Origin of the sequence: Streptomyces aurantiaciflavus, from assembly GCF_049808595.1 — a bacterium.
Lineage (GTDB): Bacteria > Actinomycetota > Actinomycetes > Streptomycetales > Streptomycetaceae > Streptomyces.
In genome coordinates, this window is sequence record NZ_JBNCAQ010000006.1 from 156867 (window position 1) to 173023 (window position 16157).

Annotated in this window: 13 protein-coding genes and 2 pseudogenes; 6 read left to right on the plus strand and 9 right to left on the minus strand. The window is 73.9% G+C overall.

Translation table 11 applies throughout. The features are described from left to right. Positions 1-96: 96 nt before the first annotated feature. From ACPT94_RS08780 to ACPT94_RS08790, 3 genes are read left to right on the plus strand one after another with little or no spacing between them, the layout of a single operon-like run. Complete coding sequence (locus ACPT94_RS08780; RefSeq protein ID WP_425245583.1) at positions 97-687, plus strand: TetR/AcrR family transcriptional regulator; 591 nt, start codon at positions 97-99, stop codon at positions 685-687. After that, positions 684-2114 carry an MFS transporter gene (locus ACPT94_RS08785; RefSeq protein ID WP_425245584.1) on the plus strand — a complete coding sequence of 477 codons (1431 nt, stop codon included), beginning with the start codon at positions 684-686 and terminating at the stop codon, positions 2112-2114. Before ACPT94_RS08780 ends, ACPT94_RS08785 begins: the two co-directional genes overlap by 4 nt. 58 nt (positions 2115-2172) lie before the next feature. Continuing rightward, a complete protein-coding gene (locus ACPT94_RS08790; RefSeq protein WP_425245585.1) occupies positions 2173-3402 on the plus strand; it encodes a serine hydrolase domain-containing protein in 1230 nt (409 codons plus the stop codon). 271 nt (positions 3403-3673) lie between these two features. Here the strand turns inward: ACPT94_RS08790 and ACPT94_RS08795 are convergent, their stop codons facing one another. From ACPT94_RS08795 to ribA, 4 genes and pseudogenes are all read right to left on the minus strand, one after another. Next, positions 3674-4843 (minus strand): saccharopine dehydrogenase family protein, encoded by a 1170-nt coding sequence (locus ACPT94_RS08795; RefSeq protein ID WP_360329683.1) that lies wholly within the window; start codon positions 4841-4843, stop codon positions 3674-3676. Further along, positions 4836-5897, minus strand: a complete 1062-nt coding sequence (locus tag ACPT94_RS08800; RefSeq protein ID WP_425245586.1) for a saccharopine dehydrogenase — start codon at positions 5895-5897, stop codon at positions 4836-4838. Before ACPT94_RS08800 ends, ACPT94_RS08795 begins: the two co-directional genes overlap by 8 nt. Next, a pseudogene (locus tag ACPT94_RS08805) lies at positions 5894-6999 on the minus strand (NAD(P)/FAD-dependent oxidoreductase). Before ACPT94_RS08805 ends, ACPT94_RS08800 begins: the two are co-directional and overlap by 4 nt. Positions 7000-7150: 151 nt before the next feature. Further along, the gene (gene ribA / locus ACPT94_RS08810; protein WP_189932621.1) at positions 7151-7810 is read right to left on the minus strand and encodes a GTP cyclohydrolase II; all 660 of its coding nucleotides are present in this window, start codon (positions 7808-7810) and stop codon (positions 7151-7153) included. Positions 7811-7848: 38 nt separating this feature from the next. Here ribA and ACPT94_RS08815 point away from each other — a divergent pair, with 38 nt between their 5' ends. Next, entirely contained in the window at positions 7849-8670 is an 822-nt protein-coding gene (locus tag ACPT94_RS08815) for a creatininase family protein (protein WP_425245587.1), read from the plus strand. A 218-nt stretch (positions 8671-8888) separates the two neighbouring features. Here ACPT94_RS08815 and ACPT94_RS08820 read toward each other — a convergent pair. The 5 genes and pseudogenes from ACPT94_RS08820 to ACPT94_RS08840 all read right to left on the minus strand — a co-directional run. After that, a pseudogene (locus ACPT94_RS08820) lies at positions 8889-10391 on the minus strand (lysylphosphatidylglycerol synthase transmembrane domain-containing protein); the annotation flags it as partial. Continuing rightward, positions 10391-11401 (minus strand): trans-aconitate methyltransferase, encoded by a 1011-nt coding sequence (locus ACPT94_RS08825; protein WP_425245588.1) that lies wholly within the window; start codon positions 11399-11401, stop codon positions 10391-10393. The pseudogene ACPT94_RS08820 and the gene ACPT94_RS08825, both read right to left, overlap by 1 nt. Then, a complete protein-coding gene (locus ACPT94_RS08830; protein WP_425245589.1) occupies positions 11398-12615 on the minus strand; it encodes a glycosyltransferase family 4 protein in 1218 nt (405 codons plus the stop codon). Before ACPT94_RS08830 ends, ACPT94_RS08825 begins: the two co-directional genes overlap by 4 nt. Further along, positions 12612-13010 carry a 6-pyruvoyl trahydropterin synthase family protein gene (locus tag ACPT94_RS08835; RefSeq protein WP_360329698.1) on the minus strand — a complete coding sequence of 133 codons (399 nt, stop codon included), beginning with the start codon at positions 13008-13010 and terminating at the stop codon, positions 12612-12614. The genes ACPT94_RS08830 and ACPT94_RS08835 overlap by 4 nt, the downstream gene beginning before the upstream one ends. 116 nt (positions 13011-13126) lie before the next feature. Further along, entirely contained in the window at positions 13127-14107 is a 981-nt protein-coding gene (locus tag ACPT94_RS08840; protein WP_360329701.1) for a zinc-dependent alcohol dehydrogenase, read from the minus strand. Between the two features lie 107 nt (positions 14108-14214). Here ACPT94_RS08840 and ACPT94_RS08845 point away from each other — a divergent pair, with 107 nt between their 5' ends. Continuing rightward, entirely contained in the window at positions 14215-14979 is a 765-nt protein-coding gene (locus tag ACPT94_RS08845; protein WP_360329704.1) for a CDP-alcohol phosphatidyltransferase family protein, read from the plus strand. Between the two features lie 147 nt (positions 14980-15126). Then, the gene (locus ACPT94_RS08850) at positions 15127-16077 is read left to right on the plus strand and encodes an ATP-binding protein (RefSeq protein ID WP_360329706.1); all 951 of its coding nucleotides are present in this window, start codon (positions 15127-15129) and stop codon (positions 16075-16077) included. The last annotated feature ends 80 nt before the right edge of the window (positions 16078-16157 follow it).

Sequence of the window (16157 nt, forward strand, 5' to 3'; positions counted from 1 at the left end):
GTTCCGCGCCCGTCCCGCGCCCCGCCTCCGCGCCGGCCGCCTGCGCCGCCCCCACTTTCGTAGACAGTGTCTACTGCCGCGTGGTAGACACTGTCTATGAGCGAGTCGGAGAAACCGGAGCCGGACCTGCGGGTCCGGCTCGTCGACGTCGGTGTGGAGCTGCTGGCCCGGGAGGGTGTCGGAGCGCTGTCGCTGCGGGAGATCGCCCGCCGGGCCGGCGTCTCGCACGGGGCGCCGCGCCGCTACTTCCCCACGCACCTGGAGCTGTTGTCGGCCATCGCCCGCCGGGGCTTCACCGAGCTGGCCGGCCGGGTGACGACGACCCTCGGCGACGGCACCGCTCCCGCGCGCACCCAGCTGACCGAGCTCGGGTGCACGTATCTGCGGTTCGCCCTGGACAACCCCGGCATGTACGAGCTGATGTTCCGTCATGATCTGCTGGAGAGCGGCCACTTGCGGCTGCGCGACACCAGCCTGCCGCTGTTCGGCGTGCTGGTGGAGCTGGTCGGGCGGGTGCGCACCGACGCGGACGCCCGGGCGGTCGCGGGCGCGCTGTGGGCGAACCTGCACGGCATCGCCCAACTGTGGCGCTGGGGCAGCCTCCAACTCGCCACCGGCGCCGAAGACTTCGTGCCGCTGCTGCGGACCGCTCTCGACGCGCACCTGGGACCGGAGGCCGGCCGGTGAACCGTCCCCTGACCCTCGCGAGCAGTGTGGCCGGCGCCGTGGTCGTCGCCCTGGACGGCACCGTCCTCACCGTCGCCCAGCCCACCCTGCGACGTGATCTGCACGCCTCCTTCGCGCAGGTCCAGTGGACCAGCACCGGGTATCTCGTCGCCGTGGCGAGCCTGTTGGTGTTCGCCGGGCGGCTCGGGGACGCCTACGGACACCGGCGCACGTACGCCGTCGGCATGCTCGGCTTCGGCGCCGCCTCGGCGGGCATCGCGCTGGCGCCCGGCGTGGGCTGGGTGATCGGACTCCGGGTCGTCCAGGGCGTGTTCGGGGCGCTGTTGCAGCCGGCGACGCTCGGGATGCTGCGGGCCGCGTACCCGCCCGAGCGGCTGCGGCGGCCGATCGCGGTGCGGACGGCCGCGATCGGGGTGGCCGCGGCGGCCGGGCCGGTGGTGGGCGGGGCGCTGGCGACAGGGTTCGGATGGCGGGCCGTGTTCCTGCTGAACATCGTGCCCGCGCTGGGGTTCGGCGTGCTCGCCCTCGCCTCCGGGAAGGAGCGGGCACGGGAGCGGCCGCGGACCGGCGTGGCGCTGGACGTGCCCGGCGCCCTGCTGCTCGCGGTGGCGCTGGGCTGCCTGGTGCACACCCTCGTCACCCCGCTCGGTGTGACCGGCGCGCCCGGCGCCGCGGTGGCCGTGGCGGCCGTCCTCGCCGGTGCCGCCTTCGTCCGGCACGAGCGCCGCACCCCCGCCCCGCTGCTGCCGCCGGACGTCATCGGCTCCCCGGCGGTGGGCGCGGCGCTCGCCCTGCTGGTCACCGCCTCGGCGGCCCTCAACGGCGCCCTCTTCGCCAGTGTGTACGTCCTTCAGGACGACCTCGGCCTGACCCCGCTGCGCACCGCCCTGCTCAGTCTGCCGCTGGCCGTGCTGCTGATCGCCGCGGCGCCCGCGTCCGCCGTCCTGCTGCGCCGCGCCGGCGCCCGCCCCACGCTCGCGGGCGCGACGGCCGTCCTCGCCACCGGCCCCCTCGTCCTCGCCCAGGCGTCCGGGCCGACGGCCTTCTGCACCGGTTTCGCCCTGCTGGGCGCCGGTTTCGGCACGGTGATGGTGGCAGCCACCCATGTGGTCGTACGGCAGGCTCCCGCGGAGTCGGCGGGGGTGGCGGGCGGGTTGCAGCAGACGGCGATGAACGTGGGGCCGGTGCTCGGCGTGGCGTCGGCGACCGTGCTCATGGGCCACGCCGGCGCCCGGTCGCCGCTCCTCGTACTGGCCGTGGCGGCCTTGGCGGCGGTGCCGGTCTGCCGGGTGTTGCCGGGCGCTTCCCGTACCGGCGCCACGGCCGCCTCAGCAGGTCTTCCGGCCGGCGGAAGCGACACAGAGCACACCCGTCACGGCGTCGAAAGGGAGCCTTTCACGCCGCCCCTACGCGACCATGAAGGCTGAGGTCGGTCCCGGCGAGGCAAGTCGGACGCACCTCGAACCAGCGCACCGGAGGAGAGCGATGGCACTGCTGCGACAAGAGGCCGACCCGAGAGAGGTCGGGCTGGACGCGAAGGCGCTGGACCGCCTCGACCAGCACATCGCCCACCACGTCGACGAGGGACGCCTGCCCGGCTTCCTCGTGGCCGTCGCCCGCGGCGGCCGCGTCGCCCACCTCACCACGCACGGCCACCGCGACCTGGCCGCGGGCCTGCCCGTCGAGCCCGACACCCTGTGGCGGATCTACTCGATGACCAAGCCGGTCACCTCGGTCGGCGCGCTGATGCTGGTGGAGGAGGGCCGGCTCTCCCTCGACGACCCGATCGCCGACCATCTCCCGGCCTTCGCCGACCAGCGGGTGTACGTCAGCGGTTCCGGCGCCGACATGATCACCCGTCCGGTGGAGCAGCCGATCCTGGTGCGGCATCTGATGACCCACACGGCGGGCCTGACCTTCGCCTTCTACCACTGTCACCCCGTGGACGCCCTCTACCGGGAGGCCGGCCTGGAGTCGGCGGTGCTGCCGGGCTCGAACCTGGCCGAGACCGTCGAGGCGTACGCGCGCCTGCCGTTGCAGTTCGAGCCGGGCACACAGTGGAACTACTCGGTGGCCACCAACGTCCTCGGCCGGATCATCGAGGTCGTCTCCGGTCAGGACCTCGACGAGTTCCTGGCCGAGCGGATCTTCCGCCCGCTCGGCATGCCGGACGCCGGCTTCCAGGTCGGCGACGAACAGGCCGCCCGGCTCGCCGAGCTGTACGGGGACGCCGACGACGGCCGGATCGAGCCGATCGCGGGGCTGCCGCTGTTCGGGCGCCCCCGGTTCCTGTCGGGCAGCGGCGGTATGGTGGCGACCGCATACGACATCCACCGTTTCATGGAGCTGCTGCGCCGCCGCGGCGAACTCGACGGCACCCGTCTGCTCAGGCCGGAGACGGTGGACCTGATGACCCGCAACCACCTGCCCGGCGGCGCGGACCTGCGCACGGTGGGCAGCCGCCCGGCGCACGACGAACCCGGCAACGACGGCGTCGGCTTCGGCCTCGGCGTCTCCGTGGTGATCGACCCGGAGCGCACCCAGGCCCCCTCCGGGCTCGGCACCTACGGCTGGAGCGGGGTGGCCACGACGACGTTCTGGGTCGACCCGAGCCGCGATCTCACGGTGCAGTTCCTGACGCAGCTGAGGCCGAGGAAGTCACTGAAGCTCTATCCCGACCTCAAGCGCCTGGTCCACGAGGCGGTCACGGACTGACCGGGCCCGCCACGGAACGACCGCCCGCGAGGGAACGACCCGCCCGCCACGGACAGACGAGCCCCTGCCGGGAACGACCGGCCGGCCAGGGGCCACGGCCCCTGCTCGGGACGGGCCCTGCTCGGGACCGCCGGGCCCTCCCGCCACGGGTCCTGCTCAAATCGCCGGGCCCCGCTGAGGACCGCCGGGCCCTGCTCAGGACCGACGTGCCTGCCGGGGACCGCCGGGCCCTGCCAGCAGCGCCGGGCCCTGCCGGGAGCGACCGGGCCCCCTAAGGACCGGCCGGCCCGCTGTCGACGCGCAGGGTGAACGGGACGCCGTCGTGGGCGAGTTCGCCCAGCCACTCCTCCGAGCGCTCCTCCGTCTCGGCGGCACGGTTCAGCCCGGCCGGCAGCGAGCCGTCGAGTACGTGCCGGACGCCGAGCGCGAGGGGCCGGGAGACACACCGGGCCATCGCGCTCTCCTCCTCGTCGCCCACCAGGTCCAGCAGGTAACCGCCCGACCAGGACGCGCCGCCCGGGGCGTTCACCTCCAACGACACCGCGAGGACGACCCGGTCCCGGTCGGCGTCCGTGGTGGGGTGGGCCTTGGCCAACTCCCCCGCCAGGGCGGCGATCCGATCGTCGTCGCCCGCCGTCAGCTCGTCGAACACCGCCTCCCAGGCCTGTCGCCAGCCGCCCAGCCGCAGTGTGCCGCGCACGAAGGTCTGCGCCCGCCAGGCCGCCGGCAGCCCGTACTGCTCCACGAACGGGACGCTGTCACGGTTGGGGTAGACCTCGAATCCCTCGCCGTCGAGGAGGTGCGCCCGCGTGGCCTCCCACGGCCGCTCGGCGGTGGTCTCCTGGCCGCCCTCGATGTAACGGGCGGGCGAGCGCAGGGCGTTGAGGACACCGAGGGGCGCCCAGCTGAAGCGGTAGCGGAAGTCGTTGGGGGCGGCGGGGATGCCGCCGCAGTACGAGGTGAAGCGGTACGAGGCAGGCGTGTCGCCCCCGACGGCCGCCCGGGCACGGGCCACCAGGCCGTGCGCGAAGAGGTGGTCGACGCCGGGGTCGAGGCCGGCCTCGGTCAGCACGACGAGCCCGGCGTCGAGGGCCCCGGGCACCAGCTTCAGCACCGCGTCCGAGACATAGCTGGAGCAGGCGAAGTGGGCGCGCCGGGCCACGCACGCCGCCAGCAGCGGGGCGTGCTCGGGCGCGGGCAGCATCGACACCACGACGTCCCCGGGCGCGAGTTCGGCGGTGAGCGCGTCGAGGGTGTACGTGCGCGGCTCGGCGCGTCCGGCCAGGCCCAGCCGGTCGAGGGCCTCGGCGGCGCGCTCCTCGGTGCGGTGCCACAGCCGTACCCGCCCGGCGTTCTCGCACAGGGCGGCCAGGCCGCTGCCCGTGGACAGGCCGGCGCCGATCCAGTGGACGGTGCCGCTCGCGGCGACCCGGTCAGTCACGGCCGGACTCCCCTTCCGTCACACCGAGTTCACGGCAGGCCTGATGGAAACGGTCCAGGCAGCGACCCCACGGCCCGCCGACCGCGAGGTCGAGCAGCTGGGGCAGCAGGGCCGCCGAGAAGTCGTCGCTGGACTCGCGCGGCAGCAGGGACGGCAGGTTGTCGATGGCGATCAGGTCGAGCGGGGGCTCCTTGCGCAGGCGGCGCACCGGGTCCGTCCACTCGGTCGTACGGTCGTAGACCGGCAGCACGTTGAGGGGCGAGCCGACGTCGCAGGTGACGTCGGAGAGGGTCCGCAGACGGCGGGCGGGGTCGTCGAGGTCCTCCTCCCGGACGAAGGGCGGGACGGGAGTCGTGGCGAGGACGCAGTTGACCATCACCTCGTGGTCCAGGAGGGCGCGGCGGTCCAGGTCGCGGGTCTCCGCCAGGTCCCAGCAGGTCGGGTCGGCGCCGGCCGTGGCGAACGCGACCCGGGCGCCCCGGCCGCCGCGGCCCAGGGCGCCGACGACGAGGGCGGTGAAGTCCTCGTCGCCGGGGAGCGGGCGCAGCGTCGCGTCCAGTGCGTCCTTGTCGGTGGGTCGCAGGGGCGCGGTCAGCCGGCCCCGGTGCTGGAGCACGGCCAGGGCCGCGCCCAGGTAGCCCGCCCAGAAACCGAACGCGGCGAGCCGGCGCCCCTGGTCGTCCACCAGGTACTCCAGGTCGAGGAGCGCCCCTCCCCCGGCGGCGAAGCGGCGCAGCAGTTCGGCCGCGCCCGGCTGCCTCTTGTAGGCGTGGCCGAAGAAGATGTGACGGTGGATCAGTTCTGCGGGTTCGTCGGGGAGTTCCTTCAGACCGAGGACGACGGCGTCGCGCGGCGCCGACATCCAGGAGCCCGCGGGCACGATCCGCGCCCCGGCCGCCTCGTACTCCTCCGCCGGGAAGATCCGCTGCGGGGACTCCTCGACGGTCAGCTCCACTCCGCTCTCCACGAGCCGCCGGGCGTCATGGGGCACGATCGGGGTGCGGCGCTCGGTGGAGCGGACCTCGTGGCGCAGCCACAGCTGGAGTTCGGTCATACGCGGTTGACCTCCGGACGCGGGGCGTCGGCGGCGAACCGGCCGGCGCCGAGGGGGTGACGTCCACGAAGGGTACGCGGCCGAGGTACAGGTCGCGGACGACCTCGCCGACCGCCGGTCCCTGCAGGAAGCCGTGCCCCGAGAAGCCGGTTGCATACAGAAAACGGGATACCGAAGTCGCTTCGCCGATCAGGGCGTTGTGGTCCGGGGTGACCTCGTACAGGCCCGCCCAGCCGCCCGTGCGGCGCAGGTCGAGGAGGGCGGGGGCGCGGCGCTCCATGGCCGCGGCGAGTCGGGGGATCCACCGGTCGTGGGTGTCGGTGGCGAAGCCGGGTCTCTCGTCCGGGTCGGACATGCCGACGAGGAGGCCGGGGCCCTCGGCGTGGAAGTAGAGGCTGCTGGTGAAGTCGATCGTCATCGGCAGCGCGGGCGGCAGTCCGCCGGGGAACGGTTCGGTGACCGCGATCTGGCGGCGCAGCGGCCGTACCGGCAGGTCCACGCCGGCCATGGCGCCGACGGCCCGGGACCAGGCGCCGGCCGCGCAGACCACCGTGTCGGTGGTGATGCGGCCGAGGGGGGTCGTCACGGCGGTGACGGTGGTGCCGCGGGTCTCGATGCCGGTGACCGCGGTGTGCCGCAGGACGCGCGCGCCCAGCCGGCGGGCGGCGGCCGCGTAGCCGTGGACGACGGCTTCGGGGGTGCAGTGGCCGTCGTCGGGCGAGAACGCGGCCGCCAGCAGCCCGTCGGTGCTGATCAGCGGGGAGAGGCGGCGGGCCTCGGCCGGGTCGATCATCCGGCTGGGCACGCCCAGGGCGTTCTGCAGCCGCACGCTCGCCTCGAAGGAGGCGACGTCCTGCGGTGTCGACAGCAGGAAGAGGTAGCCGACGCGGTGCAGTCCGATGTCGGCGCCGATCTCCTGCCCGAACCGTGCGAACGCCTCCAGGCTGCGCGCCCCGAGCTGGATGTTCACCTCGTCGGAGAACTGGGCCCGCACTCCCCCGGCGGCCTTGGAGGTCGACCCGGCGCCGAGCTCGTCCCGCTCGACCAGGACGACGTCGGGGACGCCGGCGGCGGCCAGGTGGTAGGCGATGCTGGTGCCCATCACCCCACCGCCGATGACGACGACCGAGGCATGCGTGTTCACGCGGGCGGCTCCTTTCGGCGGGCGGCCCCGGCCCGATGCCGGGGGCCGGGGCGGCGATGCGCCGTGGCCGTCGTGATCCCTACCCGTCCGGACGGCCCGTGGTGCGTGCTCAGGACCAGTGCGCCACCGCGTCGAGGTGGGGCAGGTGGTGGTCCAGCCGCTCGCGCTTGGTGCGCAGATACGTGATGTTGTTCTCGCACGGCGGGATCAGCAGCGGCACCTCCTCGGCGACCTGGATGCCGTTGTCCACCAGCGCCTCGCGCTTGCGCGGGTTGTTGGACATCAGGCGGACCGAGCGCACGCCCAGGTCCTTGAGGATCTCGGCGGCCACCGTGTAGTCGCGGGCGTCCACCGGCAGGCCGAGCGCGAGGTTCGCCTCGACGGTGTCCAGGCCCTCCGCCTGCAGGGCCATCGCCCGCAGCTTGGCGAGCAGACCGATGCCGCGGCCCTCGTGCCCGCGCAGGTAGACGACGATGCCGCGGCCCTCGGCGACGACGGCCCGCAGCGCGGCGTCCAGCTGGTCACCGCACTCGCAGTGCTGGGAGCCGAACGCGTCGCCGGTCAGGCACTCCGAGTGCAGCCGGATCAGCACGTCCTCGGTGCCTATCTCACCGTAGACCAGGGCGACTTGCTCGTCGCCGCGGTCGTGGTCGAGATAGCCGACCGCCTGGAATTTCCCGTACACGGTGGGCAGCGGCGCATTCACCACGCGTTCCACGCCGGTGCGCTGCGGGGACTTCTTGCCGAGCACGCCAATTTTTTCTGTCATGATCTGGTTCCTAAGCAGAGACGAAGGGCCGGGAAAAGATGAGTGGTTCGGAGATACGGTCGGCGGCGTACGGACTGTTGCCGAAGGACACCACGGAGGACGTACGGACGCGCGGTGCGGGCGTCCCGGTACAGGTGGCGGTCCTTCCCGTCGGGAGCTTCGAACAGCACGGTCCGTACCTGCCGTTGGCCACCGACACGCTCGTCGCGTGCGCCATAGCCCGGGAGATCGCCGACGCGTATCCGGTGCACCTCCTCCCTCCGGTGACCATCGCCTGCTCGCACGAGCACGCGGCCTGGCCGGGAACCGTCAGCATCTCCTCCGTGACCCTTCACGCGGTGGTACGGGACATCGCGGCGTCGTTGCGCCGCTCGGGCGTCGAGGCCCTGGTACTGGTCAACGGGCACGGCGGGAACTACGTCCTGGGCAACGCGGTCCAGGAGTCGTCCGCCCGCGGCGAGCGGATGGCGCTCTTCCCGGCCCCGGAGGACTGGGAGGCGGCGCGGGAGCGGTCCGGGGTGGTGACCTCGCTGCTCACCGACATGCACGCCGGGGAGATCGAGACCTCGATCCTGCTGCACGCCCATCCCGAACTCGTCCGGCCCGGTTATGAGTCCGCCGATTTCACTGCGGACGACCGTCGCCATCTGCTCACCCTGGGAATGTCCGCCTATACCGATTCAGGCGTCATCGGCCGTCCTTCCCTGGGGTCCGCGGAAAAGGGGAAGGAACTCCTGGCGAGCCTGGCGGATTCCTTCGGTGCGTATTTCTCGATACTGACGGCGGACACCGCGGCAGCGGATTCCGCCGAGGCCGGGGCCGACGTCGAAGCGGTGGCCGAGGACAGGGCCGGAGCCTGATCCTCGGGGGCCGACCGCGGGTAGTGCCCGTCGTGCGCGTGGCCGGATTCGGCGTCGGACACGACGTCCCCGGCCCCGCCCGCTCCCGCGCCGGCCGCCGCCTTCGCCCGCAGCCCCGTGTACCAGCGCACGACGAGGACGACGGCGCCCGGCAGCGCGGCGGCGAAGCTGAGCGCCCCGTACACGACCGCGACCGACAGCCCGGTGCTCGCGCCGAGCCCGGCCGCGCCGAACGCCCAGGCGGTGACGCCCTCCCGGGGGCCCCAGCCGCCGACGTTCAGCGGGAGGCTCATCGCGAGCAGGGCGAGGACCGCGAGGGGCAGCAGGACCAGGACGGAGGCGGTGGAGCCGCCGACCCGGGCCGCGACGACGAACGTCGCGAGGTGCCCGGTCAGCACCACCGCGGACGACAGGGCGACGCCGGGTCCGTTACGCCGGGACAGCAGTCCCTCGCGCGCCTCGGACAGCGTCGTCCGCAGCCGGCCGCCCCGGCGCCTCGCCGGGGAGTTCATCCGGACGGCGAGGACGACGGCGAGCGCGCCCACGGCGCCCAGGGCGGCCGGCGGCGCGACGTGCCGTACGTCCGCCATGACCGGGGACGGAAGGATCAGCAGGACCGTCACTCCCGCGACGGCCAGCACCAGTTGGCCCGCGGTGCGCTCCAGGACGACGGCCCGCACACCGCGCCCGACGTCGCCTTCGCTCTGCCCGTGCCGCACCGCGCGGTGCACGTCACCGAGGATGCCGCCGGGCAGGGCCGCGTTGAGGAACAGCGAGCGGTAGTAGTCGGCGACGGCCTGGCCGAGCGGCAGCCGGATCCGCAGTCCGCGCGCCACCAGCGCCCACCGCCACGCGCTGAACACGGTGGTGACGGCGCCGATCCCGAGCGCCGCCAGCAGCGCGGGGGCGTCGATCCGGCGCAGCCCGTCCAGGAAGACACCGGTGCCCATCCGCCACAACAGCACGGCGAGAATGACGACTCCGGCGAACGTGCCGAAGTGCTTGCGCAGGGCACGGCTCCAGCCGGACCTCCGGGGCGCCTGAACGGCCCGGGGTTCGGTGACGATCACCCCGATCCGGTCCGGCGACACGGCAGCACCGGCACGACGGGCCCCCGGCACGGAAGCGCCGGCAGACCCCGCACCCGAGCCTGCACCCGCGTCCGCCCGCCCTGAGCCCGAGTCGGCCCCACCGTCCGCCGGCACCGAGCCCGCGTCGGCAGCGGCACCGGCACCGGGCGCCACCGACGTCAAGCCCACTTCGCCGGGCGCCACACCGGCACGGCCCAGGCCCGCACCGACCCCGGCACCCGCCGCGACCACGGCCGAGTCCACGTCAGCACCCGCCGGAACGACACCCGAGTCCACCCGGGCTCCCGCCGGCACCGCGCCCTCGACCGACTTGTCCAGAACCACCCCGGCACCCGCCGCGACCACGCCCGAGTGAGCCCCGGCGCCCGCGGACACCGCAGCCCCGACCGACCCGCCCAGGGCCACGCCAGAGCTCACCGCGCCACCCACGTGGGCCGCACCCTCGGCCGAGCCGCCGTGCGGCATTGCGGAGCGGCCCGGGCGGGCGTCGGCCGTGACGCCCGCTCCGGTCGCGCCGGCGCATCGCACGGCCCTTCCGGCGCGTCGGCGGCGTACGGCCGGCGTCGAGCCCTCGGCGCGGGGCGCCGCCGGTGTCGGCCGGATGCGCGCGCTCGCCGTGTCCGCGCTCATCAGGCGCCGCCCGTCGGCCGGGCCAGGGCGAGCAGGTCGCTGTGGTGGACGGTGACGCGCAGTTCGCCGGCCGAGCACGCGGCGAGGCGGGCCTCGAGGTACTTCTCGGCGCGGGGGGCGAGCTCGGGGCGCTCTTCGACGGCCGCGCCGACCCAGCCGCGCAGCCACTGGGCCGTGAGGGCGGCCTCGTCGGGGCCGAGCCGCCAGGGGCTGGGGTGCACCTTGACGGTGGCGCCGTGGTCGGCGAACGCCTCGCAGGCGACGGTCACCGCGTCGGGGCCGAGGAGGCCGTCGCGCCGCTGGTGGTCGTTGAAGGCGGCGGCGATCTCCTCGTCCAGCGGGTCCGGGTCGCCGAGTTCGACGCGCCCGGCGACCGAGAGGGTCAGCAGCGCCGGGCAGCCGGCGCCGGCGCAGGCCGCGGCGAGGGTCTGGATCTCCTCGCGGGTGAGGACGTCGAGCAGCGCCGAGGCGGTGACCAGCGAGGCGCCGACCAGGGCGTCCGGGGTCAGCCGGGCGACGTCGCCGCGCCGTGTCTCGACGGTGACCCGGCTGCCGTCGGCGGCGGCACGCGGGGAGGCGACGGCCGCGAAGTGCAGCAGGTAGGGGTCACGGTCGTGCAGGATCCAGTGCTGCGCGCCGTCGAGGCGGGGCGCGAGCCAGCGCCCCATCGAGCCGGTGCCGCAGCCCAGGTCGTGCACGACCACCCCGCCGCTGCGGCCGGGCAGGTTGGCGAGCCGGATCCGCAGCGGGTCCAGCAGGTCCATCGCCCGGGCGGCGGCGTCGGCGGGCTCGCGCAGCTGGAGCCACTCGGGGGCGTAGCGGGGCGGCTCCTGCGCCTCGGCGTCGTCCCGCAGTCGTACGGTGGGCCGCTCGCCGGGGCGGGCCACCGGGCCCGCACCCGCGATGACGGCCGATGCGTCCACGTCCATGGAGACCTCCCGGGGCCCGGGTTGAGCCGGTATGCGCCCCACGTGTGCCACGTCCTCCGGGGTCACCGTCGTCTTCCTCATGCCGCCCTCCGGGGTTCGCTGGGGAGCCGGCCCAGGACGCCGGCCAGGCTCTGGGCGGTCGACGCCCAGCCGTTCAGGGCCGCCCGGCGGCCGCGTGCGGCGGCCTTCAGCCGGCGGCGTACGTCGGCCTCGCCGAACCAGCCGCGCAGTTCGGCCGCGAGGGCGGCCGGGTCCTCCGGCGGGACGAGGATGCCGGGGACACCGCCGTCGGGCGCGCGGCCGACCGCCTCGGGCAGTCCGCCGACGTCCGTCGCGAGGACGGGGATACCGCGGGCGAGGGCCTCGGTGACCGCCATGCCGTAGGTCTCGGCGTAGGAGGTGAGGACCATCAGGTCGGCGGCGGCGTAGGCGGCGTCGAGTTCGGCGCCGGCCTTGGGGCCCGCCAGTTCCAGCCGGTCCTGCAGGCCGTACTTCTTGATGAGGCCGCGCAGGTGGTCGACGTACTCGGGGTCCTGGCCGAGGCCGCCCACGCACACGCAGCTCCACGGCAGTTCGGTCACCGCGGCCAGCGCCTCCACCAGCCGGTGCTGGCCCTTGCGGGGGGTCACGGCGGCCACGCACAGCAGGCGGGAGACGCCGTCGGTGCCGGAGGCGAGGGGGGCGATGTCGGCGCCGGGAGCGGCGACGTGCACCTTCTCCGGCGCGAGACCGTGGTGGGAGACGAGGCGGCGGACCGCCCAGTCGCTGGTGGCGACGACCGCGGGGACGGCGCGGAGCACCTCGCGCTCCTTGGCGTCCAGCTGGGCCGCCACCTCGGGGGCGAGGCCCGTCTCGTCGCCGAGCGGCAGGTGCACGAGGACGGCGAGCCGCAGGCGTTCCGCCTCCGGGACGATGATCTCGGGGACTCCGCAGGCCACGAGGCCGTCCATGAGGACGACCGTGCCGTCGGGCAACTCGCTCAGCGTGCGGGCGAGTTCCGTGCGGGCGGCCGCCTCCGGGCGGGGCCACTCGCCGGCCACGGGGTGCTTGTGGACCTGCCAGCCGAAGCCGGCCAGGTCCAGGCAGACGCGCCGGTCGTAGGCGTTGCCGCCGCTGGGGTTCGCCGGGTCGTCGACACCGCCCGGCATGACGAAGTGCACGGAGCGCAGGGACATGGGGATGATCCCGCCGATCTTCGGAAGCGCCGCCTGAGCGGGCACGTACGCGAGCGAGGCCTTGTCCACGAGGGGAGCCTTCGGCACGACCGGGGTCTTCTCGAGGGTCACGTCGGTCACAGGGCACGCTCGTAACTCGCCCAGGCGATGTGCGACTCGTGGAGGGTGACGGAGATGCCGGCGATTCCCTTGGCCCCTTCGCCCAGGGCGCCCTTGTGGATCCGCTCGGCGAGCCGGTCGGCGATCACCTTCGCGAGGAACTCGGTGGAGGTGTTGACGCCGGCGAACGCGGGCTCGTTGTCCAGGTTCCGGTAGTTCAGCTCGCTCACGACGGCGCCGAGTTCCTGGGTGGCCAGTCCGATGTCGACGACGATGTTGTCGTCGTCCAGCTGCTCGCGGCGGAACGTGGCGTCCACCAGGAACGTCGCTCCGTGCAGGCGCTGCGCGGGTCCGAAGACCTCGCCGCGGAAGCTGTGGGCGATCATGATGTGATCGCGGACGGTGACACTGAACAACGGACGACCCTCCAGGTGCGGCGCGTCTGGTCCCCCGGCCATCGGCCGCCGGGGGATGCCGTGTAGTACGGCTCTTCGCTTCCCCCCGTTCAGCCGACTCTCACTCTTTTCTCAGGTCAGGCGCTCTTGTCGTACCTGACACGGTGACACAGGGCCGGAATCCGGCCGTCGGCGAGCTGCGGCATCACCTCCGGCAGCTCCTCGAACGCGCTTTCCCCGGTGACGAGTGCGTCGAGCGCCTGATCGGCGAGCAGTTCGAGGGCGAGGGCCAGCCGGTCGGCGTACGTCCGGTTCGCGCGGGCCGGGGAGACGGTGCCGACCTGGCTGCTGCGGATGACGAGGCGCCGGGAGTGGAAGGCCTCGCCGAGCGGGAGGGAGACCCGCCGGTCGCCGTACCAGCTCAGTTCGAGGACCGTGCCCTCGGCGGAGAGCAGTTCCAGGGAGCGGGCGAGGCCCTGTTCGGTGGCGCTGGCGTGTACGACGAGGTCGCAGCCGCCCAGGGCCTCCTCGGGGGCGGCGAAGCCGACGCCGAGCGCCTCGGCGACCTCGGCCCGTGCCGGGTCGGCGTCGACCAACTGCACGCGCACCCCCGGGAACCGGGCCAGCAGCGCGGCCACCGAGCAGCCGACCATGCCGCCGCCGACGACCGCGATCCGGTCGCCGACCAGCGGCGCCGCGTCCCACAGCGCGTTGACGGCGGTCTCCACCGTGCCCGCGAGCACGGCGCGTTCGGCGGGCACGGTGTCCGGGACGACGGTCACGGCGCTCTCCGGGACGACGAACCGGGTCTGGTGCGGGTGGAGCGAGAAGACGGTACGGCCGGCCAGCGCGTCCGGTCCCTCCTCCACGACCCCGACGTTGAGGTAGCCGTACTTCACGGGCGCCGGGAAGTCGCCCTCCTGGAACGGCGCCCGCATCGCGGTGTGCTGGCTCTCGGGCACCCCGCCGCGGAAGACGAGGGTCTCCGTGCCGCGGCTGACGCCGGAGTACAGCGAGCGGACGACGACCTCACCCTGAGCCGGGTCCGGCAGGGCGACGTCGCGTATCTCGCCGTGACCGGGCGAACCGATCCAGAACGCACGTGCGGTGCGGTTCATCGGCCTCCTCCTGAACGATCGGGAACTTGTTCACGTACCGAGGTGTGCACAGGCCGCGCACAGTACGCGGCGTTGATCGACTCTGTCATCTGGCCGGAGGATGTGCGGTGGCCCTGAACAACACTTACGAGGCGAGGCTGGTCCAGCAGGAGACCGCTGTGGGAGCGGGAGTGCAGATCCTGGTGCTGGCCCTGCTCGGTACGGCGATCGGCATGGGGCCGGCGGGCTGGGTGACCGGGCTCGTCTTCGCCGTCGCCCTGTGGGCGGTGCTCTCCCGGGCGCTGCACCGCTCCCGGCTGCGCTCCTTCGGCCCGGCCAACCGGGTCACCCTCGGCCGCGCCACCCTGGTCGGCGGGGTGACCGCGCTGGTCGCGGACTCCTTCGTCAGCGCGCCGCCGGTCTCCCTGCTGGTCGGCCTGACGGCCGTGGCCCTGCTGCTCGACGGCGTCGACGGCAAGGTCGCCCGCCGCACGGGCACCTCGACCGCGCTGGGCGCGCGCTTCGACATGGAGGTCGACGCCTTCCTGATCCTGGTGCTGAGCGTGTACGTGTCGATGGCGCTGGGCCCGTGGGTCCTGCTGATCGGCCTGATGCGCTACGCCTTCGTCGCCGCGGCCCGCGTCGCCCCGTGGCTGAACGCCCCGCTGCCGCCGAGCATGGCGCGCAAGACGGTCGCCGCGATGCAGGGCGTCTGCCTGCTCGTCGCGGGCGCGGACCTGCTGCCGTACGTCGCGAACTTCGGCGTGGCGCTGCTGGCGCTGGGTCTGCTGGTGTGGTCCTTCGGCCGGGACGTCCTGTGGCTGTGGCGCACCTCGCAGGTCCCGGCGGAGGCGGCGCCGGTGACGCAGGTGCTGGAGCTGGCGGGGCGCTGACCCGACGGCGAAGGGCCCGGACCGTACGGACGGTCCGGGCCCTTCGCCGTGTTCCGCCATCGACAGCGCCCGGGGATTTGACAGGGATCACCGCACACCCCTAAAACCTAGCCACATGACATTCATTTTCATAAAGGCGGGGTGCTGATGCGCGTCGCCTTCGTCGGGAAGGGCGGCAGCGGCAAGACGACCCTGTCGGCCCTGTTCGCCCGCGCCCTGGCGCGGTCCGGCGCCCCGGTGCTCGCCATCGACGGCGACATCAACCAGCACCTCGCCGAGGCCCTGGACCCCACGGGCACACCGGAGTTCACGGCACCGCCCCTGGCCGAACACCTGGACGAGATCAAGGACTTCCTGCGCGGCGACAACCCCCGGATCACCTCCCGGGAGGCGATGATCAAGACCACCCCGCCCGGCCGCGGCTCACGACTGCTGCGCCCGCTCGGCGACGACGAACTGCACACCCGCCACGTCCAGCACGTGGGCGGCGTACCTCTGATGGTGACGGGCGAGTTCGACGAGAGCGACCTGGGCGTGGCCTGCTACCACTCCAAACTCGGCGCGGTGGAGCTCTACCTGAGCCATCTCGTCGACGGCCCCGGCGAGTACGTGGTCGTCGACATGACGGCCGGCGCCGACGCCTTCGCCTCGGGCCTGTTCACCCGCTTCGACATGACGTTCCTGGTGGCCGAACCCACCCGCAAGGGCGTCTCCGTGTACCGCCAGTATCGCGACCACGCCCGCGAGTTCGGCATCCCGCTGGCCGTGGTCGGCAACAAGGTGACCGGCGAGGAGGACCTCCTCTTCCTCAAGGAGGAGGTGGGCGACGACCTCCTCACGCACCTGGTCCACTCCCCCTGGGTCCGCTCGGCCGAACGCGGCCGCCCCCAGGGCGACTTGGAGGACACCAACCGCCACGCCCTGAACGTCCTGCGCGAGGCCGTCGACGCCCGCGTCCAGGACTGGACGACGATGCACCGCCACGCCGTCGAGTTCCACCTGCGCAACGCCCGCGCCTGGGCGGACCGGGCGACGGGGCAGGACCTGGCGGCCCAGGTGGACCCGGATTTCGTACCGGGCCCGACGTCACCGGCCTGAACCTGCGGCCACTTCCTTCCGAGGCTCGCACTCCTGGCAGGGCGAGCAGCCCTTCCAAGGCGAGCACTCCTTCCAGGGCG